The sequence below is a fragment of the Ruegeria sp. HKCCA5463 genome (assembly GCF_013034175.1).
GTDB lineage: Bacteria > Pseudomonadota > Alphaproteobacteria > Rhodobacterales > Rhodobacteraceae > Ruegeria.
The window spans coordinates 29,610-53,368 of the sequence record NZ_WQFL01000007.1 but is presented as its reverse complement, the minus strand read 5'-3'; the positions used below and the strand labels follow the sequence as shown (position 1 = coordinate 53,368).

Here is a 23,759-nt window from a genome sequence, read left to right as displayed (position 1 = left end):
CTGATGCAAGACCCCTCGCCCCGCGCTGCGGATATTCTGGCCCAACGCCTTTATGAAGCGGGGTGCCGAAACGCATTCGGGATGCCGGGGGGCGAGGTCCTGACGCTGGTCGATGCGCTGGAAAAGGCTGGGATCACCTTTCATCTGACCAAGCACGAAAACTCTGCCGGGTTCATGGCCGAGGCCGTTCATCATCGCGACGGTGCACCTGCGATTCTGGTCGCCACTCTGGGTCCGGGCGCAATGAACGGGGTCAATGTGGTGGCGAACGCTTTGCAGGATCGTGTGCCGATGGTCGTTCTGACCGGATGCGTCGATGCGGACGAAGCGTTGACCTATACCCATCAGGTCATGGATCACAGCCGGGTTTATCGCGCGATCACCAAAGGCACTTATACGCTAACGGCCAAAGGCGCGGATATCATTGCCGACAAGGCGGTGTCACTGGCCATGCAGCCACGACCCGGCCCGGTTCATATCGACGTCCCGATCTCGGTTGCCGACACGCCTGTTAACGACGTGAAACGCCGCCGGCTGGCCAAGGTCGCGCCGGTCAGCCCCGGTGGTGAATGCCTTGAGAAGGCCCGTCGCTGGGTGGCCGAGGCCGAACGCCCTATCGCCATCATCGGCCTGGATGTCCTCTATGACGACTCGCGCAGTGTCGTGCAGGCGTTCCTGGAGCATTTTGGCATTCCTTTCGTGACGACCTACAAGGCCAAAGGCGTCGTGCCCGAGGATCACGCGCTTTGTCTGGGCGGCGCGGGGCTGTCGCCGCTGGCTGACAAGCATCTTGTGCCTCTGATCGAACAATCGGATCTGGTATTGTGCCTGGGATATGACCCGATCGAAATGCGCCCCGGCTGGCGTGAGATCTGGGATCCGGATGAAAAGCGCGTCATCGATATCTCTGCCGTGGTCAACGACCACTACATGCATCAGGCTGGATTGAACCTTGTTGCCCACACGGGCGAGACATTGGAGGCAATAGCCAAAGGCAACCCGGCCCGTGAAACATGGCCGGGCAACGAACCCGAGCAGGTCAAAGCCGCGCTGGCAAAGGCCTTCCCCACCGATGAAAGCTGGGGGCCCGCTGCCGTCATTGCCGAAACCCGTGCTGTCCTGCCGCCTGAAACACTGGCCACGGCCGACAGCGGCGCACACCGCATTCTGTTGAGCCAGATGTGGGCGTGCGGCGAAGAACGCGGGCTGATCCAGTCCTCGGCTTTGTGCACGATGGGATGCGCCGTACCCATGGCCATTGGCCTGAAACTGGCCGAACCCGACCGCCCGGTGATCAGCTTCTCGGGGGATGCGGGGTTCCTGATGGTTGCGGGCGAGTTGTCGACAGCGGCTGAAATGGGCGGCAACCCGATTTTTCTGGTCATCGTGGATGCCAGCCTTGCCCTGATCGAGCTGAAACAACGCCAGCGACAGATGCGCAACACGGGCGTGGATTTCGGCCATCATGATTTTGCCGCCATGGGCCGGGCCTTTGGCGGCAATGGCCATACGGTTCGCAACAGGGCAGAGTTGCACGCCGCACTGGAAGCTGCTGTAAAGGCTGATACATTTACGGTGATTGCTGCTGAAGTTGAGCGTGGAGGCTATGATGGCCGCATCTGAAGGCCCGTTGAAGGGTGTCAAGGTTCTGGACCTTAGCCGGATCCTGGCAGGCCCAACATGCACGCAGCTTCTGGGCGATCTGGGCGCAAGCGTCATCAAGATCGAAAACCCGGAAACCGGGGGCGATGACACGCGGCAATGGGGTCCGCCCTACGTGAGCGATGCCGAGGGCAACCGCTCGGATCTGAGCGCCTATTTCATGTCTGCCAACCGCAACAAGAAATCCGTCGCGCTGGATATCTCCTCGGCCAAGGGTCAGGCGGAAATCAAACGCTTGGCGTCACATGCGGACATCCTGATCGAGAACTTCAAACCGGGCGGGCTGGCCAAATACGGGCTGGACTATGCCACCCTGTCGCAAGAGTTTCCAAGCCTCGTATACTGTTCAATCTCGGGCTACGGCCAAACCGGCCCGAATGCCAGCAAGCCTGGCTATGACCTGATGGCGCAGGGCTATGGCGGGATCATGTCGCTGACCGGCGACCCCGAGGGCGCGCCCATGAAGGTGGGTGTTGGCATCGCCGACGTGATGTGCGGAATGTATGCAACCGTGGGTATCCTGGCCGCGCTGCGCCACCGCGACTTGACCGGCGAGGGCCAGCAGATCGATCTGGCGCTGGTGGATTCTCAGATCGCCTGGCTGATCAATGAAGGCGTCAACTATCTGACGTCAGGCAACGTTCCGCAAAGACGCGGAAACGGGCACCCCAACATCGTCCCTTATGACGTCTACGAAACCGCCGATGGGCACGTGATTCTCGCGGTTGGAAATGACGGCCAGTTCAGAAAACTCTGCAACTTCATCAATGCTCCTGAACTGGCAGACGATCCGAGATTCGCGACCAACCCGGCCCGATTGGAGCATCGTGACGCGCTGAATTCGATTCTTCGCCCCGCTGTGAAGGCGCTGGACACCCAGACCGTCATTTCCGGTCTGGAGGCTGTCAAAGTGCCCGTCGGCCCGGTGCAGACGCTGGATCAGGTGTTCAACACGGAACAAGTGGCCGCAAGACAGATGCAGATTGCCATGCAGGCCCAGCCGGGTCAGGTCAACCTGATCGGGAATCCTCTGAACCTGTCTCGGACACCTGTAACATATCGTAACGCCCCGCCGGTCTGTGGGGCCGATACTGAGGCTGTTCTGAGCGCCGAAAACCCGTTCGAGGATTGAAATACTTGCACATTTAGGCGGCAAGTCGCTGAAACATGCCCTTGAATCGGCGGTTTTTTTCATCTTTTTCGCACACGTCATTTCACCAATTCGAGAGCAGCGTCGATACTGTTACGTCCCTCTCGCACACTCTGGTACATCGAACAGTGTCAAATATCGCAATCAGATTGGACCCAAGTATGAAACAAGACGTTTTCGGACAGATGAACACCCTGACCCAGCCGGCGGCAGTCGAAGCGTGGAATGGTGTTCTGCTTGGGTTCATGGCTCATGCCGCTGTCACGCCGCAGCACTTGGGCAAAGTGCTGGAACTCGAGCCCGACTTCGCGCTGGGTCAAGCGGTCAAAGGTCTGTTCATGGCGCTGCTTGGGCGGCGCGAGATGATGGCGGTTGCTGTCGAAGCGCTGGCTGCTGCCAACGCGGCGATGGAACGTCAACCTGCAACTGAACGCGAACGTCTCTACGTAGATGCGCTGGCCCTGTATCTGGCCGGACAGCAGGCACAGGCGGTTCAGAAATTCGAAGCGATTCTGCGTGACCATCCGCAGGACACTCTGGCGATGAAACTAAGCCATGCGACCCGCTTTGTTCTGGGCGATGCAAACGGAATGCGCCGCTCGATCGAGCGGGTGATGCCCGCATATGAGCCGGACCACCCCGGGCGCGGCTATCTGCTGGGCTGTCATTCCTTCGCGTTGGAAGAAACAGGCGCTTATGAAAAGGCCGAAATCGCGGGCCGTCAGGCGCTGTGGATGGTGTCCGATGATGCCTGGGGCCTGCACGCGGTGGCCCATGTCCATGAGATGACGGGCAATGCGCAGCTGGGCCTTGACTGGCTGGCCGGGCGCGAGGCGGCCTGGGCCCACTGCAACAACTTCCGGTACCACGTGTGGTGGCACAAGGCACTGATGCATCTGGATCTGGGTCAGGTCGATCAGGTGATGGAACTGTATGACAACCATATCCGCAAGGACAAAACCGACGATTATCGTGACATCTCGAACGGTACTTCGCTGCTGATGCGGCTTGAACTTGAGGGCGTGAATGTCGGAAATCGCTGGGAAGAGCTGGCTGATCTAAGTGCAGCGCGTACTGAAGACGGCTGCCTGATCTTTGCCGATCTGCACTATCTGCTGGCACTGACCGGTGACAATCGCGCCGATGCCACGGCCAAGATGCTGAACCGCATGAACAAGGATGCGGCCCGCGCCGACGACGACGCCACCCGCCGCATGGCAGACCCAGGTATCGCTGCGGCCATGGGCCTGGAGGCCTTTGGTGACGGCCATTATGGAACGGCGTTTGATCATCTGCTGGCGGCGCGCGATTCCATGCAACTGGCCGGTGGCAGCCACGCGCAACGTGATGTATTTGAACGCATTACCATTGATTCCGGCCTGCGCGCTGGTCGCCTGGACGCGGTGGAACGCATTCTGGATGACCGTCGCGCCAAGCGCGCCGGGGGCGAAGACAATTATGCCATCGCGCGTCGCGCCCTGATCGACGCGGCCCGCGACAGCGGTGACGTCCAAAGCGTCCCCGCCGAATAACAAGAAGACCAAGAAGGACAGAAAACGTATGGCGACCATATCGCCCGCTTCTGATTTTGTACCCGCTGCGGCCCCGGCCGCAGCCCCTGCCAGTGCGCGTGATCCGCGTCTGGATTTCTATCGCGGCATCGCGATGTTCATCATTCTGATCGCCCATATTCCCAACGATCCCTGGGCAAAGTGGATTCCTGCCCGCTTTGGGTACTCGGACGCTACCGAGATTTTTGTGTTCTGCTCGGGCATGGCCTCGGCCATTGCGTTTGGCGGGGCATTTCTACGCAAAGGATGGTGGATGGGCACCGCCCGAGTGGCCTACCGCATCTGGCAGGTCTATTGGGCGCATATTGCCCTGTTCTTCTTTGTTGCAATGACAATGGCCGCGTTGGATCAGACCGGCGCGTTCGAGAAAACCTATGTCTCGTCGTTGAACCTTCAGCATTTCTTCAATGACCCGGCCCCGCAATTGGTCGGGATTTTCACACTGACCTATGTGCCGAACTACTTCGATATCCTGCCGATGTATCTGGTCGTACTGGCGCTGATGCCGCTTTACATGGCGCTCTACCGCGTCAGTTTCTGGCTGATGGCGGCAGTTTGCGTGGCCATCTGGTTCATCGCCCAAACCGGCGCGCTTGCCCTTCCCGCCGAACCCTGGTCCGAGCGCCAGTGGTTCTTCAACCCCTTCGGATGGCAATTGCTGTTTTTCACCGGCTTCGCCTTCATGCGCGGTTGGATTCCGGCCCCGCCCGTGTCGAAATCCTTGATCTGGGTGGCGATTGCCTTTGTCGTTTTGTCAGCCCCGTTCGGGTCATGGAAAGTCTTCACCTGGATCAACACGGCTGCACCCGAGCTTGGCGCAGTGATCCGCAAGGGCTGGCCCCTGACCGAAGAGCTGCGTGGCAAAACCGAGTTCGGCCTTCTTCGATATGTCCACTTTCTGTCGCTGGCCTATCTGGGATGGGTTGCAGCGGGCGAGCACGGCCACCGCCTGATCGCGACGGGTCATGGTGTGGGCGCACGCATCTGGCAATTCCTGCTGGCCGTTATCACCAAGGTCGGCCAGCAATCCCTTGCCGTTTTTGTGTTTTCCATGGCCGCGGCCCGGTTGATCGGCGTCGCGCTGGATCAGGCTGGGCGGGATGTCGCCACTGTTTTTGTCGCCAACATGATTGGGTTTGCGATGATCATCGGCGTTGCCTATCTGGCAGCTTGGTTCAAGTCACAACCCTGGAAGTCGAAGAAATGAATTTTACCCGTCGCGCATTCCTCGTCTCGACGACTGCTTTGGCCTTCGCTCCATCCGCCTATGCGACGGGCGGTGAGACGCCTTTTGACCGCGACTATGTGATCGAAATGGCCCGCGATCTGGCCAGCCGCCCCTATGTGGAACGCGAGATGGTACCGCAGGAATGGCAGGACCTGACCTATCAGCAATACCGTTCCATCCGGTTCCGGCTTGACCGGGCGCTGTGGTATGAAACCGAGACGCCCTTCAACGTGGATTTCTTCACCCCCGGCCTGTACTTCCCGCGCACCGTCAAGGTGGAAACGGTCGAGAACGGCATGACCAAGCCGGTCGCCTTCGATCTGGAAATGTTCGACAAGTCCGAAGACGTGCCGCAACTGCCAATCGATGACACGCTGGGCTTCTCGGGCCTGCGTCTGCGCACTGAAATGCACCGCCCCGGCAAGACAGATGAATTCTGCGTCTGGCAGGGGGCCAGCTATTTCCGCGCCATTGGCCTGCATGAGGTTTACGGACTGTCCGCGCGGGGTCTGGCGTTGAAAACCGGCGATCCGGATGGCGAGGAATTCCCCGAATTCATCCGGTTCTGGCTGGAGCGTCCCGAACCGGGCCAACGCAACATGGTCGTGCATGCATTGCTGGACAGCCCCAGCGTGACCGGCGCCTATCGTTTCAACGTCACGGCGGGCGCGGATTGCATCATGGATATCGAGGCAACGCTGTTCCCGCGCGAAGACCTGTCCCATGTGGGCATCGCTCCGGGAACTTCGATGTTCCTGTTCGACCAGACCAACCACAGCCGGTTCGACGATTTCCGCCCTGCTGTGCACGACAGCGACGGGTTGATGATCCGCAATGGCGCGGGCGAGGTCCTGTGGCGTCCGTTGGCCAATCCGACCCGATTGCAGGTCTCATCCTTCGTCGACACAAACCCGCGCGGGTTTGGTCTGATGCAGCGCAAACGACAGTTTTCGGACTATGCCGATCTCGAGGCCAATTACCACAAGCGCCCGGGCCTGTGGGTCGAGCCCCGGGAAGACTGGGGCAAAGGCTCGGTCACGCTGGTCGAGATCCCGGCAGATCAGGAAATCTATGACAACATCGTCGCCTATTGGAGGCCCGCTGAGCCCTATGCGGCAGGCAGTCAGGTTGATCTGTCCTATCGCCTGATCTGGGGGGAAGAACCCCAGCGCACACCGATGCCGCGCGTGATCAACACCGCGATGGGCGAGAACACCTTTGGCGAAGGCCGGCTGGCCGTCGTCGATTTTGAAGACAGCGAACTGTTCGAGGACCTGGGCGCAATCACGGTCTTTGTGGATTCGCCACATGCGGAAACTTCGGAAGGCGTCTTGCAGCGCAACCCGGATACCGGTGGTCCACGCCTGGCGTTTTCATTCCAGCCCGGCGAACGCAACCATGTCGAGTTACGCGCGCAATTGTTGAAAGACAAACAGCCTGCCTCGGAAGTCTGGCTGTACCGTTGGACCACATGAGCCGCGATCTGCATATCATGCCGCCCGAGGCGCCTCTGGCGATGCCGGCGCAAAACTTCAGCGCACGGTTCCGGGATGCCGATGCGCCTTCCGGTCAGCACAAATCCTCTGCCGGATTCTGGCGCGCGCTGGTTTTTTCGCCTGCTATGGCCGCCACTCTGGCATTGCTGTGGGTCTTGTGCGACTGGTTCGGCGCGGAAGGCATAAACGTGGTCGAAGCCATCCTTTTGGCTTTGATTTCGTTCAACTTCTTCTGGATTTCCTTCACCGTCTGCACCGTTTTGCTGGGCATGGTGTCGCTGGCGAAACAGGAACGGCCCGAGCGCCGGACCGCGGCGCAACCCCTGCGGGTGGCCCTGCTGACCCCGGTGTACAATGAAGTCCCCTGGAACGTGTTGGGCAATGCCCGCACCATGCTGGAGGATCTTCAGGCGCGCGGCGGCAAACACCACTATGCCATGTTCATTCTGTCGGACACGCGCGATCCCGAGATTGCGGTGCAGGAACAGGCCAGCGTCGAAGCACTGCGCACCACGCTGGCACCCGGGCTCGAGCTGTATTATCGCCGCCGCGAACAGAATACCGACCGCAAAGTCGGCAACATCGCCGACTGGGTCAGCCGCTGGGGCGCGGATTGGGATACCATGCTGGTGCTGGATGCCGACAGCCTGATGACCGGGCGCGCGATCCATCGCCTGACCGATGCACTGGCATGCGATCCGGGTGCGGGCTTGATTCAAAGCTATCCGCAGTTGATCGGCGCACAGTCGGTCTTTGCCCGGATGCAGCAATTTGCAAATGGTGTCTATGGCATCGCCTTTGCCGAAGGTCTGGCCCGTTGGTGCGGGCAAGAAGGCAACTATTGGGGCCATAACGCGATTATCCGCACCAAGGCCTTTGCCACCAGCGCCGGCCTGCCCAAGCTGCGTTCGTTCAGCGGTCAGGACAAGCTGATCATGAGCCACGATTTCGTCGAGGCCGGCCTGCTGCGCCGCGCCGGATGGGCCGTGCGATTTCTGCCGCGTATTCGCGGGTCATATGAAGAAACACCGCCGACCCTCATCGATCACGCCATGCGGGACCGCCGCTGGTGTCAGGGCAACCTGCAACACCTGAAACTTCTGGGTTCTTCCGGATTCCGTGCCGTATCGCGATTCCACATGTTCCACGGCGCGGTCGGCTATCTGATGTCCCCGTTGTGGTTTGCGCTATTGTTGATGTGGGCGCTGATCGGTCAGGGTCAGGATGCCTCTGTCCTGCATTATTTCAGCCCCGACAATCCTCTGTTCCCGCAATGGCCCGAGATGTCGGAAACCCGCCACGTGCTGATCATTCTGGTCATGTACGCGATGTTGTTGGCCCCCAAGGTTCTGGGCGTTCTGGCCCTGCCGCTGAGCGGTGTACGCTACGCGGATTTCGGTGGCGGGCGCAAATTCCTTGCCTCTTTCCTGGCCGAGGTTCTGTTGTCGATCCTTTACGCTCCGATCCTGATGGTGCAACAGATGATCGCTGTATTCCGTACGGCTTTCGGCATTCAGCGCGGCTGGTCGCCTCAGGCCCGCGACGGTGGCACCTATGGTCTGCGAACGCTGATCCTGTGCCATGCGCTTGAAACCGTCATTGGAGTGGCGCTGAGTGTCGGTATCCTGTCCGGTCTGGTGTCGATCTGGCTGGCCCCGATCGCAATCAGTCTGGCGCTGGCTATCCCGTTGTCAGCGCTCAGCGGTGTCTCGGCAGGTGCCGCGCGCAAGATGGTCGGAATGCGGGAAGACTTCAGCGAACCCGCCATTACCCGGTCAGCACGCCGCTATCGCGATGAACTGAAGCGACTGGTCGAAGGCAAAGGCAACATGACCCCGGCCGAGTGATCAACTGCCGGGAAGCCCTTCGTACCAATCGACTATCATATCGGCCCAGCCCGCGGGAACGGTGTGCCCTCCGGGAAAGAGAGCAAATTCCAGCGCGCTGCCTTCGGCACATGTGGTCCAGCGGCGGCGCATGAAATCCCCCGTCGTGCTGAACCCGGTCGGTTTGTGATCGACACAACCGTTCGCATCGCGCCAGATTTCGAGACCCGCATGGATATCTCCCTGCTGAAAGCGTCCTCCGCCCAGCAAACGCCCTTCCAGCGGCACCACATTGTCGGTCCAGCCATGCGTATGGAACATGCGGATCGGACCGTTGCAGGTTTCAGGGTGCGGGCGCCAGAAACCACCGGACACCGGGACATAGGCCGAAAACGTATCGGGGCTCTCGCAGGCCAGATAGTTGACCATGAAGGCTCCGGCGGAAAACCCGCCCAGCAGGACACGGTCAGTGTCGATGCCAAACCGCCGTGCCGCGTCTTGCACCGCTTCGGTCAGAAAGGCGGTTTCGTCCCGCTCACCAAAACCGGGATAGAAATTCCAGCTTTTGGTGCCGCCCCGGTCGGGCCTTTCCAACCCCTCAGGGGCCATCACCGCATAGCCGCGCTCCAGCAGCGGCTCGACCATCCCGCGATTGCGCATCGTGCCCGACCCGCTGCCGCCATACCCATGCAGGAACACCACCATGGGCGCATTGTCCGCGTCGGGCAGTTCGATGTGATAGGCACCCATGGGTGTCTCACAGGTATCCTCTTGTCCGGCACACCCCGCGAAAGCGATTTGCCCGGTCACTGCCAAGGCCAACGCCAGACTGAATTCCCGGATCATCCTGCATCCTCATCATATTTGCGCACCGGCAATCCGGCCCGAACCCATCCCGGCCCTGCGGCCGAACCCAACATACCCTCGGGCACGTCGATCACATTGGTGAATCCAGCTTCGATCAGGCGGTTGCTCAGGCGCGCCGAGCGCACGCCGCGCGCGCAAATCAAGGCCACCGGGGTCGCCGGATCGCCGCCAGCCAATTCCGTCAGTGCTTTGACAAAATCCTCGCGCCGCATGTCCAGCGGCACGGCACCTTCGCCAATGCCCGATGCGCGCCATTCACGCGGCGTGCGGATATCGATCAACAGAACGTTTCCCTTCGAGGCCTGCTCATGGGCCTCGGCAACCGTTATCCGGCCGCCGCCGTGGTCTTCGGGGATCAAACGGTATTCCCTGATCGCAAACCCGCCTGCAATCGCCGCGCATGCGCCGATCAACATCCATCTTCGGACTCGGTTCACTTTCTCGGCCAAGATTCAGCCTCCTGTTCGCTGACATGTGTTCTATCACAGATGGTCTGAAACCGGGGCGTCGAAAAACCCGACCCGCATCAAGATCACGTCATTTTTTCGAATCCTTGCAGAGTTTTTGATGCGGCCTATAGGACTCTGTAAAAAAGTTACAATATCTGGACAGTCGGGAAAATATCCTTACAAAATTGGCTTCACACTGACCGCCCAGACCGGAGTATCGCACTTGTCCCTATTCCTCATCGCGGCCCTTCCCTTTCTCGGCGCTGTTTTTCCTGCCCTGCTGATCCGGGCAGGCCGGAACGCAGCCGCATCCGCCGCCGGGTTGACCACATTCCTGGCCCTGATGGGCCTGTTGATCCATATCCCTGCGGTGATGCGCGGAGACGTCGTGACCGCCCGGTTCGACTGGATACCGGGGCTGGGGCTGAACGCGAATTTCATGCTGGACGGCCTGGGATTTTTGTTCGCGTTGCTGATCCTGGGCATAGGGCTGCTGATCATCCTTTATGCAAGGTTCTATCTGTCGCGCGAAGATCCGATGGGGCAGTTCTTTACCTATCTTTTGCTGTTTCAGGGCGCGATGGTTGGGATTGTCCTGTCCGACAACATCCTGCTTCTGCTTATATTCTGGGAGCTTACATCGCTCAGCTCATTCCTGCTGATCGGCTATTGGAAGCACCTTCCCGAAGGTCGTCAGGGCGCGCGCATGGCTTTGGCTGTCACTGGCTCTGGCGGTTTGGCGATGATTGCCGGGATGCTGATCCTCGGCAATATCGTGGGGTCTTACGACCTCAGCGTCATTTTGCAGAACAAAGAACTGATCCAGGCCTCACCCTACTACATGCCTGCGCTGATCCTGATCCTGCTGGGCTGTTTCACCAAGTCGGCGCAGTTCCCGTTTCATTTCTGGCTGCCGCACGCCATGGCCGCGCCAACACCGGTTTCGGCCTATCTGCACTCTGCCACAATGGTGAAAGCGGGCCTGTTTCTGATGGCACGGATGTGGCCGGTTCTGGCCGGCACGGATGCGTGGTTCTACATCGTCGCCACGACGGGGCTGATCACCATGCTGATTGGCGCGTCTATCGCGTTGTTCAAGGACGACCTTAAGGCGCTGCTGGCGTTTTCGACCGTTTCGCATCTTGGCCTCATCACCATGCTGCTGGGCTTTGGCACAAAAATTGCCGCCGTCGCTGCCGTGTTCCACATCATCAACCACGCAACGTTCAAAGCCGCCTTGTTCATGACCGCTGGGATCGTGGATCACGAAACCGGCACGCGCGATATCAAAAGACTGGGTGGCTTGCGCCACCTGATGCCGATCACCTTCACAATCGGCACGATTGCCGCCCTCTCGATGGCCGGGCTGCCGCCTCTGAACGGTTTCCTGTCCAAAGAGATGATGCTTGAAGAAACCGTGCACACCACATGGCTGCACTCTCATTACCTGGTGCCGGGGCTGGCGCTTTTGGCTGCGTTGTTCTCGGCCGCTTATTCCTTCCGCTTCGTCAGCCACGTCTTTCTTGGACCTCAGCGGGAAGATTATCCGGCACATCCGCATGATCCGCCCGTTGGGTTGTGGATTGCGCCCGCGTTCCTGGTCGTACTTGTCATCCTGATCGGCCTCTATTCCGCGGCCATTGTCGGCCCATTGGTCGCAGTGGTGTCCAGCGCGGTGATTGGCGGCGAGAAGCTTCCGTATTACTCGCTGAAACTCTGGCATGGCTTCACACCGGCCCTTTACATGTCGGTCGTGGCCACGCTGGGTGGTCTATTCCTGCTGGCGTTGCACAGACGAGGTGAGCAGATCTGGAACGCTCTGCCCCGCCCCGAAGCCAAGCAGATCTTTGAAGCAATCATAGAAGCGCTGACCAGGTTGAGCCGATGGATCACGGATGAGATGCACAACGGGGTCCTTAGCCGCTATGCGATCATCTTCGTCGCCTTTACCGTTGGCCTGGGTTATTACGCGTATTCGACCGGAACCATCGGCATTGAAACCCGCGTTCCGCTGCCGGCTCAGATCATTCCTATACTTGGCTGGATCTGTCTTGTGGGTGCGACGCTGGGCATTATGTGGTTCCATCGGAATCGTCTTTTGTCACTGGTATTGATCGGCGTCGTCGGCCTGATCGTTTCGGTTGCCTTCAACTATCTCTCGGCCCCCGATCTTGCCTTGACGCAGATCTCGGTCGAAGTGGTGACAATGATCCTTTTGTTGCTGTCGCTGAACTTCCTGCCGACCGAAACGCCCTGGGACAGTTCGGCGGCACGGCGCTGGCGGGACGCGGCGATTTCCGTGGTCGCGGGCCTTGGCACCGGTGCGTTGATCTACGCGATGATGATGCGCGATTTCGCGTTCCCGACGATTTCAGAGTTCCATCTGGCCAATTCCTACAAAGGCGGCGGCGGCACCAATGTGGTCAACGTGATCCTTGTCGACTTCCGGGGTTTTGATACCTTTGGCGAGATCATCGTTCTGGGCATCGCCGCGCTGATCATCTTTGCGCTGACGGAATCCGTTCTCGGTACAAATGTCCGCAGCTATCTGCTGAACCGCAAACCGCATTGGCCGCAATCCGGGGATTCGCATCCGCTGATGATGGTTGTGGTCACCCGCGTCATGATGCCGATCGCACTGATGGTCGGGGCGTACATCTTCTTTCGCGGGCACAACCAGCCCGGTGGCGGCTTTATCGCCGGCCTGATCGTCGCCATCGCCTATCTGATGCAATACATGGCCAGCGGCTATACTTGGGCCATCGAGCGGCAGAGGTTCTATTACCACGGCACCATCGGCTGGGGCGTTCTGATCGCCGCGGCAACCGGGTTGGGCGCGTGGTTCAATGAACGTCCCTTCCTCACCAGCGATTTCGGCTACATCAACTGGCCTCCGCTTGAGGAATTCGAATGGGCCACCGCCATGCTGTTTGATACAGGCGTATTCCTGGCGGTTCTGGGTGCGGTCATGCTGGCATTGGACAGCCTGTCCCGCTTTGCGTGGCAACCGGGGATGGCACAGGAATTCCCGATGGATATCAACCCCCTGCGAGACAACCCTCCGGAAGAACAACAAGAGAAGGAGCAGGCCTGATGGAAGCGCTCGTAGCCTCTGCCGTCGGTATCATGACCGCTGCCGGGATCTTCCTGATCCTGCGCCGCCGGACGTTTCCAGTCATTCTGGGCCTGTCGCTGATCACGTACGCGGTGAACGTCTTCCTGTTCGCGACCGGACGACTGGCGCTGAACGCACCAGCGGTTCTGAACAAGTACGAGGACGTCCCCTATACCGACCCACTGCCACAGGCGCTGGTCCTGACGGCTATCGTGATCTCGTTCGGGATGACAGCCGTGATCGTGATGATCTCGCTCAGCGCATACCTGTCCGCCAAGAATGACCATATCGACATGACCGCCCAGGACAGTGTTGACGCGCCGGGAGATGACGCATGAACCACTGGATCGTTGCGCCGATCGTCCTGCCCGCGATTCTGGCCCCTTTCATCATCATGGTCCTGCGATACCATCTGGACTTGCAACGTATCTTCTCGGTCGCGGGTGTCGTGGCTTTGCTTGGGATTGCGCTGACAATCACGGCTCAGGCCTCGGGCGGGGACATTCAGGTGTACGAGCTTGGCGACTGGCCCGCCCCCTTTGGCATCGTTATGGTGCTGGATCGCATGTCCGCAATGATGGTTCTGCTGACCGCCCTGCTGGCCCTGCCGATCGTGCTTTATGCCATCGCCTCGGGCTGGGATGACAGGGGCAAGCATTTCCACGCGCTGTTTCATTTCCAGCTCATGGGCGTCTGTGGCGCCTTCCTGACCGGCGACGCCTTCAACCTTTTCGTGTTCTTCGAGGTGCTGTTGATCGCGTCTTACGGCCTAATGACTCATGGCGGTGGCGCGGTACGGTTGAAAGCGGGTGTGCAATATGTAGCGTACAACCTGTTGGGGTCGACTCTGTTTCTGTTTGCCCTTGGCACGATCTATGGCGTGACCGGTACGCTGAACATGGCGGACATCGCCCTGCGCGTTGCAGAGATACCAGCCGAAGATACCGCATTGCTGCGGGTTGGTGCGGTGCTGTTGCTGCTGGTCTTCTGCATCAAGGCTGCCGTTCTGCCCCTGCACTTCTGGCTGCCCGCCAGCTATGCCAACGCCCCGCTGCCTGTTGCGGCCCTGTTTGCAATCATGACCAAGGTAGGGGCCTATTCGATCCTGCGAATGTACACTCTGGCCTTCGGCCCCGACGTCGAAGTCACGCAGGGTCTGGTTGGCGATTGGTTGCAACCTGCGGCGCTGCTGACGCTTGCCGTCGGTGCCGTCGGCATTCTGGGATCGCAGCATATTGCCCGCATGGTTGCCTTTTGCGCCATTGCGTCCATGGGGACTTTGCTGATCGCGATTTCGCAGTTCACGCCCGGCGCGACGGCAGCCGCCCTTTATTACGTGTTCCATTCGACACTTGCGACCGCGTTGCTGTTTCTCATTGCTGACCTGATCATGGAACGGCAGGGAGGGGCCATAGCCCCCAAGCCGCCGATGCCGCAAAGCGGGTTGATTGCTGCCCTGTTCTTTGTCGGCGCCATCGCGATGGCTGGAATGCCGCCGTTGTCCGGCTTTGTTGGCAAGCTTTTGGTTCTGGACGCTTCGCGTGATGCATCCGATGCCACCTCGGTCTGGGCCGTTATCCTGATTGGATCATTCGTCACCATCGTCGGGCTGGCCCGTGCCGGGACGCTGATTTTCTGGAAAAGCTACGACGCTGAGGTTGTCACAACCGATGAAACCGCCGAAGGCGAAAACGCGTCTGCACCCGCCGCCCCCGAACCGCAACCCGGCCTTGCTTTTACGGCTGTGTTCGGGGCCGTGGCAGGTCTGGTCCTGCTGACCCTGTTCGCGGGTCCGGCCCTGGAGTACACGAGCAAAACCGCAGAGCAGTTGTTTACCCCTGAAAACTACATCTCTGCCGTCTTGGGAAGGGAAGAGTGATGAAACTGCTGCGCCGAATTTTCCCGCACCCTCACCTGACGATTTTGCTGACGCTTGTCTGGATTCTGCTGGCGAACAAGCCTTCGCTGAACTCTTTGATCTTTGGTCTGATCCTCGGGATCATCATTCCGTTCGTCACGCAACCCTACTGGCCGGATCGTCCCAAGCTTCGCAACTGGCCAATGGTTGTGGAATACATGCTGGTGGTGCTTTGGGATATCGTGGTTGCGAACGTGACAGTGGCCCGGATCATCCTGTTCAAACGCAATGATAACCGCCAGCCCAACTGGATCTGCGTCCCGCTTGAACTGCGCACACCCGAAGCGATCACGGTTCTTGCGGGCACCATCACGATGACTCCGGGCACCGTCAGTTGTGATTTGTCAGCTCAGGGGCATAATCTGCTGGTGCACTGTCTTGATGCCCCCGACCCCGAGGCCGTGCGGGACCAGATCAAACAGCGCTATGAACGTCGCCTGAAGGAGATTTTCGAATGATCGACTACGCGATTTATTTTGCATTTGCCTGTTTCGGTGCGGCGATCATGATGTGTCTGTGGCGTATCATAACCGCTGACGGGGTCGGCACCCGGGTTCTGGCCTTGGACACTATGGTAATCAACACCATCGCCCTGATGATCCTATATGGGTTGGATCAGGGGACCGAGATTTTTTTCGAGGCCGCCATGATCATTGCCATGCTCGGTTTTGTTTCCACCGTGGCCTATGCGCGCTTCATGTTGCGCGGCAACATTATCGAATGAGGGCGGGATGACATTCATCGTGGAACTGCTGATCGCCTTTTTCCTGATCGTCTCGGGTATCTTCGGCTTTGTCGGGTCTTTTGGCATGATCAAGCTGAAAGACCCGATGTCCCGCCTGCACGCCCCGACCAAGGCAACGACCTTGGGGGTGGGCGGCGTGCTTCTGGCTTCGATAGTGCATTCTGTTCTTCTGGAAGGAAAGCTGTCCCTGCACGAGCTGCTGATCACTTTGTTCCTGTTCCTGACCGCTCCGATCACGGCCCTGTTCATTGCAAAGTGGCACATACACCGGCATGAAAAACCCGAAGACCTGCCGGATGCCGGCGAGGATGAACTTTGGGCCACCCACGCCGTCGAGCAGGTCGAAGACGTTCCGGATCATAGCGCGAATTGAAACCGATGCATATTCCTCCGCTGCCCCTGACCCGCGATCTGGTTCTTGTTGGCGGAGGTCACACCCACGCGCTGCTGCTGCGCAAATGGGGGATGGACCCGTTGCCGGGGGCGCGTGTGACCGTGATAAACCCCGGCCCGACGGCCCCGTATTCCGGGATGCTGCCAGGCTATGTCGCCGGGCATTATGACCGGTCGGAGCTGGACATCGATCTGGTCAGACTGGCCCGCTTCGCAGGCGCGCGCGTCATTCTGGGCGCGGTCGATGGAATCGATACCGATCGTCAGGAAATCCATGTTCCCGGGCGTCCTCCGGTAGGTTTCGATGTGGCGTCGGTCAATGTTGGGATCACTTCGGACATGCCCGCAATGCCCGGCTTTGCGGAACATGCGGTACCAGCCAAACCACTGGGGCCATTCGCGGCAAAGTGGGCTGCTTATCTGGAAGGCAGCGGCCCTGCCTCGGTCGTCGTAATCGGCGGTGGGGTCGCCGGGGTTGAACTGGCCATGGCGATGGCTCATGCGCTCAGGGCCAAGGGTCGGTCAGCGCAGGTTACGCTGATCGACAATGCCATTGCCTTGACGGCCACCAGGCCCAAAGCAGCAGAGACGATCCGCCGTGCGATGCAGGATCTTGGTGTAGAGGTGATCGAAAACGCCGCGATCAACCGGATCGCTTCGGATCACGTCGCATTGCAGGACGGGCGCAAAATCCCGGCCGGTTTCGTGACAGGTGCGGCCGGAGCCCGCCCCTATGGCTGGATCGAAAAGACCGGGCTGGACCTTGAGCATGGCTTCATCCGGGTAAACAGCTACCTGCAATCCAGCGATCCCGTGGTTTTTGCCGCCGGTGATTGCGCCCATCTGACGGACAATCCCAGACCCAAAGCCGGTGTATATGCAGTGCGCGAAGCACCGGTTCTGTTCGACAATCTGCGCGCGGCGCTGGGGGTTGGACGGATGCGCAAGTACGTCCCGCAGAAAGATTACCTGAAGCTGATTTCGCTGGGCTGCAAATCAGCGCTGGGTGAGCGTTTGGGGTTGTCCCACAGCGGAGCGATGATGTGGAAATGGAAGAACCACATCGACCAGACTTTCATGAACAAGTTCCGGGACCTGCCGCAGATGAAGCCCCCCGCGCTGCCGCGCGCGCATGCCGCCGGGCTTGTCGAGGTGCTGGGTGAAAAACCGATGTGTGGCGGATGCGGTGCCAAGGTCGGGCGCGGAGCATTGCAGGTGGCGCTGAAATCGCAGCCCGATCCCGTTCGCCCGGATATCATCCCCCTGCCCGGCGACGACGCGGCTCTGCTTCAGACGGGCGGGGTTCGGCAGGTCATGACATCAGATCACCTGCGGGCTTTTACCAATGATCCCGCACTTATGGCGCGCATCGCCGCTGTACATGCCCTGGGGGATGTGTGGGCCATGGGGGCCACGCCTCAGGCTGCCACGGCAACGATCATCCTTCCGCGCATGTCTGCTGCCCTGCAACGCCGTACCATGTCGGAAATCATGTCGATCGCAGGAGACATCATGCGGGACGCCGGTGCCGATATCGTGGGCGGGCACAGTTCCATGGGTGACGAGATGACAATCGGTTTCACACTGACCGGCCTGTGCGACGCCGACCCGATTACGCTGGCCGGCGGGCAACCGGGCGACTGTCTGATCCTGACCAAACCCATAGGAAGCGGCGTTCTCATGGCGGCCGAGATGGCAGGCCAGGCCAACGGTGCCTGGGTCGCCGCAGCCTACCGGCATATGGCGCAGCCGCAGGGTAAGGCGGCCCGCATATTGGCCGGGGCCCATGCGATGACCGACGTGACCGGGTTTGGTCTGGCCGGACATCTGCAAGGTATCTGCGACGCTTCCGGATGCGGGGCCATTATGGATTTGGATGCCGCGGAGTTGATGGATGGCGCGCAGGAACTGACGGACCGGGGTGTTCGATCAACCCTTTTTGCAGACAACCGGGCAATAGCACCTGCCCTGCCTGCCGCGGGCAAAGCCGCCCTGATATTCGACCCGCAGACAGCAGGCGGCCTGCTGGCCGCAGTGGCGGCAAAGGGTGCCGAAACCGTCTTGAAAGACCTCAGGAACGCCGGATATCCGGCCATGGCAATCGGCGAGCTCACCGATGCACCGGGACTGCGCCTTCAGGACTGATCCAGCAGGGTTTCGATCCGGGTGGCCGCCTTGCTCAGGCCGGCATCGTTCAGAACGGCGATCTCAATATCGGCCAGAACCTTGACGGAACGGGACCGCCGCGACTTTGCGTATGCCGGGTCGTAATGCTGCTCCATCAGGGCCTGGGTCAGCACCTGTTTTTGACCTGCTTCGATCAGCTGCATCCAACCATCCACGACCTCGTGCCCGCGATGAAAGCGCAGCGGCGACAAACGGTCCCTCAAACGGTCACTGTCAGACAGGATGTCGTCATAGGCCTGAACGAGATAGGCAGCGCGCGCCTCGAGCGGAGCCGTGATGTTCACCCGTGGGGCTGCGCACAAAGCGTTCCACAGGCTGGGCGGCAGTATCAGGCTGCCGATCTTGGACGATTCCGCTTCGATGACGACCGGGCGCGCCGTATCCATCGCACAAAGCGCCCGTGCCAGGGCCGATTCAAAAGCTTTCTGGCTGGGCTGGCCGCTCGGTCTTTCCCCCAGCAGAGACCCTCGGTGATTGGCCAGTGCTTCGAGGTCAAGAACTTGCACCCCGCGTGCCTGCAAACGTGCCAGCAATTCTGTCTTGGCCGTTCCGGTATAGCCATCCAGCGCCACCAACCGATGCGGCAACGGATCATCGTACAAATACGCATTCACCAGCCTGCGGTAGGTGCGATAGCCGCCCTCGATCACATCCGCGCGCCAGCCGATTTGTTGCAGCATCCATGTGAACGACCCGGAACGCTGTCCGCCACGCCAGCAATAGATCAGAGGGCGCCAGCTGCCTTCGTGGTGGCTTAGATGTTGCTCGATGTGGTTGGCCGCATTGCGGAATACCAGAGCGGCCCCGAGTTTACGCGCCAGAAACGGGCTCTCCTGTACATACATGGTCCCGACACGGGCGCGTTCCTCGTTGTTCAGAACCGGCAGGTTGATCGCGCCTGGCAGATGATCTTCAGCGAACTCTGCCGGACTGCGCACATCGATGACCGTGTCAAAACCATGCGCATAAAGCTGTGTCAGATCAGAAAAATTCAGGGCCATGCCGATGGTCTAGCTTGCCGCGTCTGCAAAGAAAAGGCCGCACGCCGTCACTCGTGCAAAGGCGTGATCAGATCAGGTCCGCTGGCCCGGTTCGAGTTCACGACTGGATCAACGCGATGAAACGTCAGCACATCCTCTGCCCCCGGCTGCATCAAACGAGCAGCGCCCTTTCCCGCTTCTCCCAGCCACAATGACCAATGTTCGGGTTCGAGGATCAGGGGCATCCGATGATGGATGGTACCAAGGTTTTCGTTGGCCGCGGTCGTCACGATGGCACAGGTGCCCTGACGGTTTTCATCCACCCCCCAATCCTGCCAGATCCCGGCAAAGGCAATGGGGGCGCCGTCCCTACGATGGATGTACCATGGCAAGCGCGTTCCCTCGTCCGTCTTGGTCCATTCGTAGAACCCCGTTGCGGCAATCAGACAGCGACGCGACCGGCAGGCATCGCGAAAGGCAGGCTTTTCCGCCAAAGTCTCGGCGCGGGCGTTGATCAGCAAAGGCCCGGCGGTTTGCGTCTTGTACCAATGTGGCAAGAACCCCCAACGCAGCGCATCCAGACGCCGACCTGAGTCACCACCCCGAACCACATGCACCTGATTTGTCGGACAAACATTGAAATTCGGTACGGTCGGCAACGCGTTTGCCGGACGCGCGGAGAACAGCTGCGCCATCGCGTCATTGGGAAGAGTTATTGCAAACCGTCCGCACATAGGTAATCAACCGACGATACAATCTTGATACTGGCACAGGATCTCACGGGATCACACGGAAAACCCAAAAACGCAATCCCTCAAGAGTAAAGCGATGGCCCTTTTGGATGCGGGCAAGCTTCCACAGGCGCTGAAAAAGGCCCAATTGGGCATCAAGAAATTCCCGAAGGACTCGGATTACCAAGCCATCGCCGGTTTCGTTTTGACCGAGATGAAGCAGTACAGGAAATCCATTCCGCATTTCATTGAAGCCTCGCGGATGAAGCCCGATGATCCGCAATTTGCCGAGAATCTGGCTAACGCCTTGATGCAAACAGGGCAAATTGTGCAGGCATTGACCTACGCAGAGAAAAAGATTGAACGATTTCCCAACAATCGGGAACTCACCAGAGTCATCGACGAAATACAACGCCAAGGGGAAAACTGGCGATCCATCATCCAGTTTCCTACACACAAACTGGCGTCAGATCCGGACAACGCGGAATTGCTTTCAAAGCGTGCCCGCGCCTTCCAAAGCATCGGTTTTGTCGAGGAAAGCACGCGGGATATCCAACGCGCGTACGAGCTGGCACCAAAGAACACAACGATTGCATTGCAAATGGCTATCAATCTGCATCAGGCCGGTGACAGAGCCCAAGCGATCAAAGTTCTGTAAAACATCCTGGAAACCGATCCCCACAACCCGAATGCCCTGTTGCAATCCGCAATATTGACCGCACAGGAAAACGTGCCGCAGATGATCCCTGCGTTGAACGAGGCCATCGCTCAGACAGATCAACCTTTACAAGAGCTCGAGTTTGCCAAGGCACATCTGATCGAAAAAAGCGAAGGCTTGGCCAAGGCGTTGCCGCAATTTGCAAAGGCAAACGCAATCCAACAGAGTATTCTACCCTACGACCCCGAAATCGAAGAGAACAAAATATCCGATATTCTGGACCTGTTCCCTCAAGGGTCGCCTCGGGTCAGTGCAGAGCAAAACAGTATGCCGGTACCAATTTTTATTATCGGTCAGCCGCGATCCGGAACCACTTTGATGGAGATGATGCTGAGCTCTGCGCCCGGTATCGCCGGTCGCGGTGAACTGATGCTGATGACCGACCTTTCCGCCAAGTTTCATACGTCCGGCACGTCGCTCGATTCAGAAGCCGCGAAGGCGATTGCCCAAAGCTACCTGGACCAGATGCCTGGGATTCCGACGGATTCAATCGCCTTTGTCGACAAGATGCCGCACAACTATCAAAATGTCGGCTTCATTCTTGCGGCCTTCCCGAATGCCCGGATCATCGACATGCTGCGGGATCCACGCGATGTCGGTTTGTCAAAATGGATCCAGCGGTTCCTAGCAGAAGGCATGAACGACACATCCAACCTTGAAGCGATCGCGCATACCGCAAATCTGTATCGCCGCTACATGTCTCATTGGGATAAGCTGTTCGGAAACCGCATTCTGACAATGCCCTATGAAGATCTGGTAGCGGACCCCGTGACCCACAGCCAGCGCGTTGCGGAGTTTTGCGGTATTGAGTGGTGCCAATCCATGGTACACCCCGAAAAGAACACCAGACAGGTGCGTACGGCCAGCGTGGATCAGGTGCGCAACAAGATCTCGACCAAGTCAATCGGGCGCTGGCGCAAGGTCGCGGATCAGATCAAACCGATGCTGGATGGCTTTGACCCGGAACTTTGGCCGGAATACGATTTCAGTTAATCCGCAGAAGCGGAAAAGCCGCATCATAACAACGCGGCTTTTGTCCTTTTCGAAAAACAGGGTCACTTCTGTTGGATGCGTCCGTCGACATAAGGCTGGTACGGCGCGTTTTCGGCCAGATATTCTGCGGTTACATCCGCAAGATCCGGACCGAAGTCATAGGCGTTCTTGTCATCGCCCTCGAACATCGAATACCCATCGCCACCGTTGCGGACGTAGTTGTTGGTTACGACCAGGTAGGTTTTGTTCGGATCAATCGGAACGAACCCATCACCCTCGGCGACCATCACATCAATGATACGCCCTTCGTTCGGCGCTACGCTGGGATCCCAGGTAAAGCGCAGGCCCGCCACTTGCGGGAACCGGCCCTTGACCTCTTCCACCTGGCTTACGCCGTTTTCCAGCGCGTCAATGACGGTCTGCCCGGTGATCTCAAAAGTGGACAGTGTGTTCTGAAACGGCAGCACGGTCAGCACTTCGCCCATGGTCACTTCGCCTTCGTCAATCGACGCGCGCAGACCGCCAGAATTCGCAATCGCAATCTGAGCGCCCTGTTCGGCAACCCGCGCCAGCATGGCGTCGGCGACAAGGTTACCCATTTCGCATTCTTGTACGCGGCAAATCGCCCGATCGCCTTCAATTGCAGCGGCCGAGTTGGCAACGACGCGTTGCTTCATTTCTTCGATCGGTGCGCCCATTTCGGCCACGCGTGCAGCGATATCCGCATCGGGCGTGACAGACGCATCAAGCAGGATAGGCTCACCTTCCGCTGAAATCAGGTTGCCGTCATCATCAAAGGTCAGCGTGATCTCGCCCAGATATTTGGAATAGGCATAGGCCTGCACGATCGGGACATCACCGACCATCATCGGATATGACCCAGCCGCACCTTCCTGCGTGTTCGAGAGCAGCGTGTGCGAATGGCCGCCGACAACAAGGTCAAGCCCCGGCACCTGCTCTGCGATCTCCAGATCCTTGGCCAATCCAACATGGTTCAAAGCAATGATGATATTGACACCTTCATCCTGCAAGGCAGCTACATCAGCCTGCAGGCTTTCTATCTCATCCTTGAAAATTACGTCCTTGCCGGGGCTTGACGTTTCAACCGTGTCCGTTGCCAGTGCTGAAATTATGCCGACCTTCTGACCGCCAACGTCAAGCACAACATGGTTGCCGACCTTGTCCTTCAACTCGGCCGACGACGACAGGTCCAGATTGCCCGAGATCACTGGGAAACTGACCGCGTCGATGAACGACGCCAGACCTTCCGGACCATCGTCGAATTCGTGGTTGCCAACGGCCATAACATCGTAACCGATGGCTTCCATGAACTCGGCCTCTGCCGCGCCCTTATATGTTGTGTAGTAAAGCGATCCCTGGAACGGATCCCCCGCATCCAGCAGCAGCACATTCTGATCCGCCAGCGCATCGCGTCGGGCGTCTACCATGGTCTTGAGGCGTGCAACGCCGCCAAAACACTTACCTTCGGCTTCGCCTTCTGCGTCACAGGTCGAGTCGTATTTGTTGATCGACTCGATACGACTGTGAATGTCGTTAGTATGCAGAATGGTCAGCTTGTATTCTGCCGCCGCCACGCCAGCGGTCAGGCCAAGAATTGCAGCCGAAGCCAGGAAACGCGTCAACATATTGAATCTCCCTGTTTTAATTTGCAGGGATCGTGCGCCGATGACGCCAAAGAGTCAAAGAAGAAATCCGGCTTGATTCCAACG

General features: G+C 59.0%; 20 protein-coding genes. 15 read left to right on the top strand and 5 right to left on the bottom strand.

Translation table 11 applies throughout. From position 1 onward, the window contains the following. The first annotated feature begins 3 nt into the window (after positions 1 to 3). The 6 genes from GOW09_RS15095 to mdoH all read left to right on the top strand — a co-directional run bounded on the left by GOW09_RS15095 (position 4) and on the right by mdoH (position 8,954). On the top strand, positions 4 to 1,623 hold the full coding sequence (locus tag GOW09_RS15095; RefSeq protein WP_171119444.1) for a thiamine pyrophosphate-binding protein: 1,620 nt from the start codon (positions 4 to 6) through the stop codon (positions 1,621 to 1,623). Continuing rightward, the gene (locus tag GOW09_RS15090) at positions 1,610 to 2,794 is read left to right on the top strand and encodes a CaiB/BaiF CoA-transferase family protein (RefSeq protein WP_171119443.1); all 1,185 of its coding nucleotides are present in this window, start codon (positions 1,610 to 1,612) and stop codon (positions 2,792 to 2,794) included. Before GOW09_RS15095 ends, GOW09_RS15090 begins: the two co-directional genes overlap by 14 nt. Positions 2,795 to 2,973: 179 nt before the next feature. After that, complete coding sequence (locus GOW09_RS15085; RefSeq protein ID WP_171119442.1) at positions 2,974 to 4,344, top strand: tetratricopeptide repeat protein; 1,371 nt, start codon at positions 2,974 to 2,976, stop codon at positions 4,342 to 4,344. A 28-nt stretch (positions 4,345 to 4,372) separates the two neighbouring features. Beyond that, positions 4,373 to 5,590 (top strand): OpgC family protein, encoded by a 1,218-nt coding sequence (locus GOW09_RS15080; RefSeq protein WP_171119441.1) that lies wholly within the window; start codon positions 4,373 to 4,375, stop codon positions 5,588 to 5,590. Beyond that, on the top strand, positions 5,587 to 7,086 hold the full coding sequence (locus GOW09_RS15075; protein ID WP_171119440.1) for a glucan biosynthesis protein: 1,500 nt from the start codon (positions 5,587 to 5,589) through the stop codon (positions 7,084 to 7,086). Before GOW09_RS15080 ends, GOW09_RS15075 begins: the two co-directional genes overlap by 4 nt. Next, entirely contained in the window at positions 7,083 to 8,954 is a 1,872-nt protein-coding gene (gene mdoH, locus GOW09_RS15070) for a glucans biosynthesis glucosyltransferase MdoH (RefSeq protein WP_171119439.1), read from the top strand. Before GOW09_RS15075 ends, mdoH begins: the two co-directional genes overlap by 4 nt. On the opposite strand, the gene GOW09_RS15065 is transcribed toward mdoH, so the two are convergent. Together GOW09_RS15065 and GOW09_RS15060 are read right to left on the bottom strand one after the other, a co-directional pair. Then, a complete protein-coding gene (locus tag GOW09_RS15065; protein ID WP_171119438.1) occupies positions 8,955 to 9,779 on the bottom strand; it encodes a PHB depolymerase family esterase in 825 nt (274 codons plus the stop codon). After that, positions 9,776 to 10,216 carry a rhodanese-like domain-containing protein gene (locus tag GOW09_RS15060; RefSeq protein ID WP_171119614.1) on the bottom strand — a complete coding sequence of 147 codons (441 nt, stop codon included), beginning with the start codon at positions 10,214 to 10,216 and terminating at the stop codon, positions 9,776 to 9,778. Before GOW09_RS15060 ends, GOW09_RS15065 begins: the two co-directional genes overlap by 4 nt. Positions 10,217 to 10,472: 256 nt before the next feature. Between GOW09_RS15060 and GOW09_RS15055 the strand changes: the two genes are divergently transcribed. From GOW09_RS15055 to selD, 7 genes are read left to right on the top strand one after another with little or no spacing between them, the layout of a single operon-like run. Beyond that, positions 10,473 to 13,343 carry a monovalent cation/H+ antiporter subunit A gene (locus GOW09_RS15055; RefSeq protein WP_171119437.1) on the top strand — a complete coding sequence of 957 codons (2,871 nt, stop codon included), beginning with the start codon at positions 10,473 to 10,475 and terminating at the stop codon, positions 13,341 to 13,343. Next, positions 13,343 to 13,702 carry a Na+/H+ antiporter subunit C gene (locus tag GOW09_RS15050; RefSeq protein WP_152457442.1) on the top strand — a complete coding sequence of 120 codons (360 nt, stop codon included), beginning with the start codon at positions 13,343 to 13,345 and terminating at the stop codon, positions 13,700 to 13,702. The genes GOW09_RS15055 and GOW09_RS15050 overlap by 1 nt, the downstream gene beginning before the upstream one ends. Then, a complete protein-coding gene (locus GOW09_RS15045) occupies positions 13,699 to 15,243 on the top strand; it encodes a monovalent cation/H+ antiporter subunit D (RefSeq protein WP_171119436.1) in 1,545 nt (514 codons plus the stop codon). Before GOW09_RS15050 ends, GOW09_RS15045 begins: the two co-directional genes overlap by 4 nt. Next, complete coding sequence (locus GOW09_RS15040; protein WP_171119435.1) at positions 15,243 to 15,740, top strand: Na+/H+ antiporter subunit E; 498 nt, start codon at positions 15,243 to 15,245, stop codon at positions 15,738 to 15,740. The genes GOW09_RS15045 and GOW09_RS15040 overlap by 1 nt, the downstream gene beginning before the upstream one ends. Next, complete coding sequence (locus tag GOW09_RS15035) at positions 15,737 to 16,006, top strand: K+/H+ antiporter subunit F (protein WP_152457439.1); 270 nt, start codon at positions 15,737 to 15,739, stop codon at positions 16,004 to 16,006. The genes GOW09_RS15040 and GOW09_RS15035 overlap by 4 nt, the downstream gene beginning before the upstream one ends. Positions 16,007 to 16,013: 7 nt before the next feature. Continuing rightward, positions 16,014 to 16,400, top strand: a complete 387-nt coding sequence (locus GOW09_RS15030) for a Na+/H+ antiporter subunit G (protein ID WP_152457438.1) — start codon at positions 16,014 to 16,016, stop codon at positions 16,398 to 16,400. A 5-nt stretch (positions 16,401 to 16,405) separates the two neighbouring features. Continuing rightward, entirely contained in the window at positions 16,406 to 18,565 is a 2,160-nt protein-coding gene (selD, locus tag GOW09_RS15025; protein ID WP_171119434.1) for a selenide, water dikinase SelD, read from the top strand. Here the strand turns inward: selD and mnmH are convergent. Then, the gene (gene mnmH / locus GOW09_RS15020) at positions 18,556 to 19,608 is read right to left on the bottom strand and encodes a tRNA 2-selenouridine(34) synthase MnmH (RefSeq protein WP_171119433.1); all 1,053 of its coding nucleotides are present in this window, start codon (positions 19,606 to 19,608) and stop codon (positions 18,556 to 18,558) included. The two genes, selD and mnmH, sit on opposite strands and share 10 nt — an antisense overlap. Before the next feature lie 47 nt (positions 19,609 to 19,655). Then, the gene (locus GOW09_RS15015; protein ID WP_171119432.1) at positions 19,656 to 20,321 is read right to left on the bottom strand and encodes an SOS response-associated peptidase; all 666 of its coding nucleotides are present in this window, start codon (positions 20,319 to 20,321) and stop codon (positions 19,656 to 19,658) included. Between the two features lie 94 nt (positions 20,322 to 20,415). Between GOW09_RS15015 and GOW09_RS22670 the strand changes: the two genes are divergently transcribed. After that, entirely contained in the window at positions 20,416 to 20,976 is a 561-nt protein-coding gene (locus tag GOW09_RS22670) for a lipopolysaccharide assembly protein LapB (RefSeq protein WP_254442749.1), read from the top strand. A gap of 39 nt (positions 20,977 to 21,015) precedes the next feature. Further along, the gene (locus tag GOW09_RS22665; RefSeq protein ID WP_254442748.1) at positions 21,016 to 22,029 is read left to right on the top strand and encodes a sulfotransferase; all 1,014 of its coding nucleotides are present in this window, start codon (positions 21,016 to 21,018) and stop codon (positions 22,027 to 22,029) included. A gap of 62 nt (positions 22,030 to 22,091) precedes the next feature. On the opposite strand, the gene GOW09_RS15005 is transcribed toward GOW09_RS22665, so the two are convergent. Further along, on the bottom strand, positions 22,092 to 23,675 hold the full coding sequence (locus GOW09_RS15005) for a bifunctional UDP-sugar hydrolase/5'-nucleotidase (protein ID WP_171119431.1): 1,584 nt from the start codon (positions 23,673 to 23,675) through the stop codon (positions 22,092 to 22,094). Positions 23,676 to 23,759 lie beyond the last annotated feature (84 nt).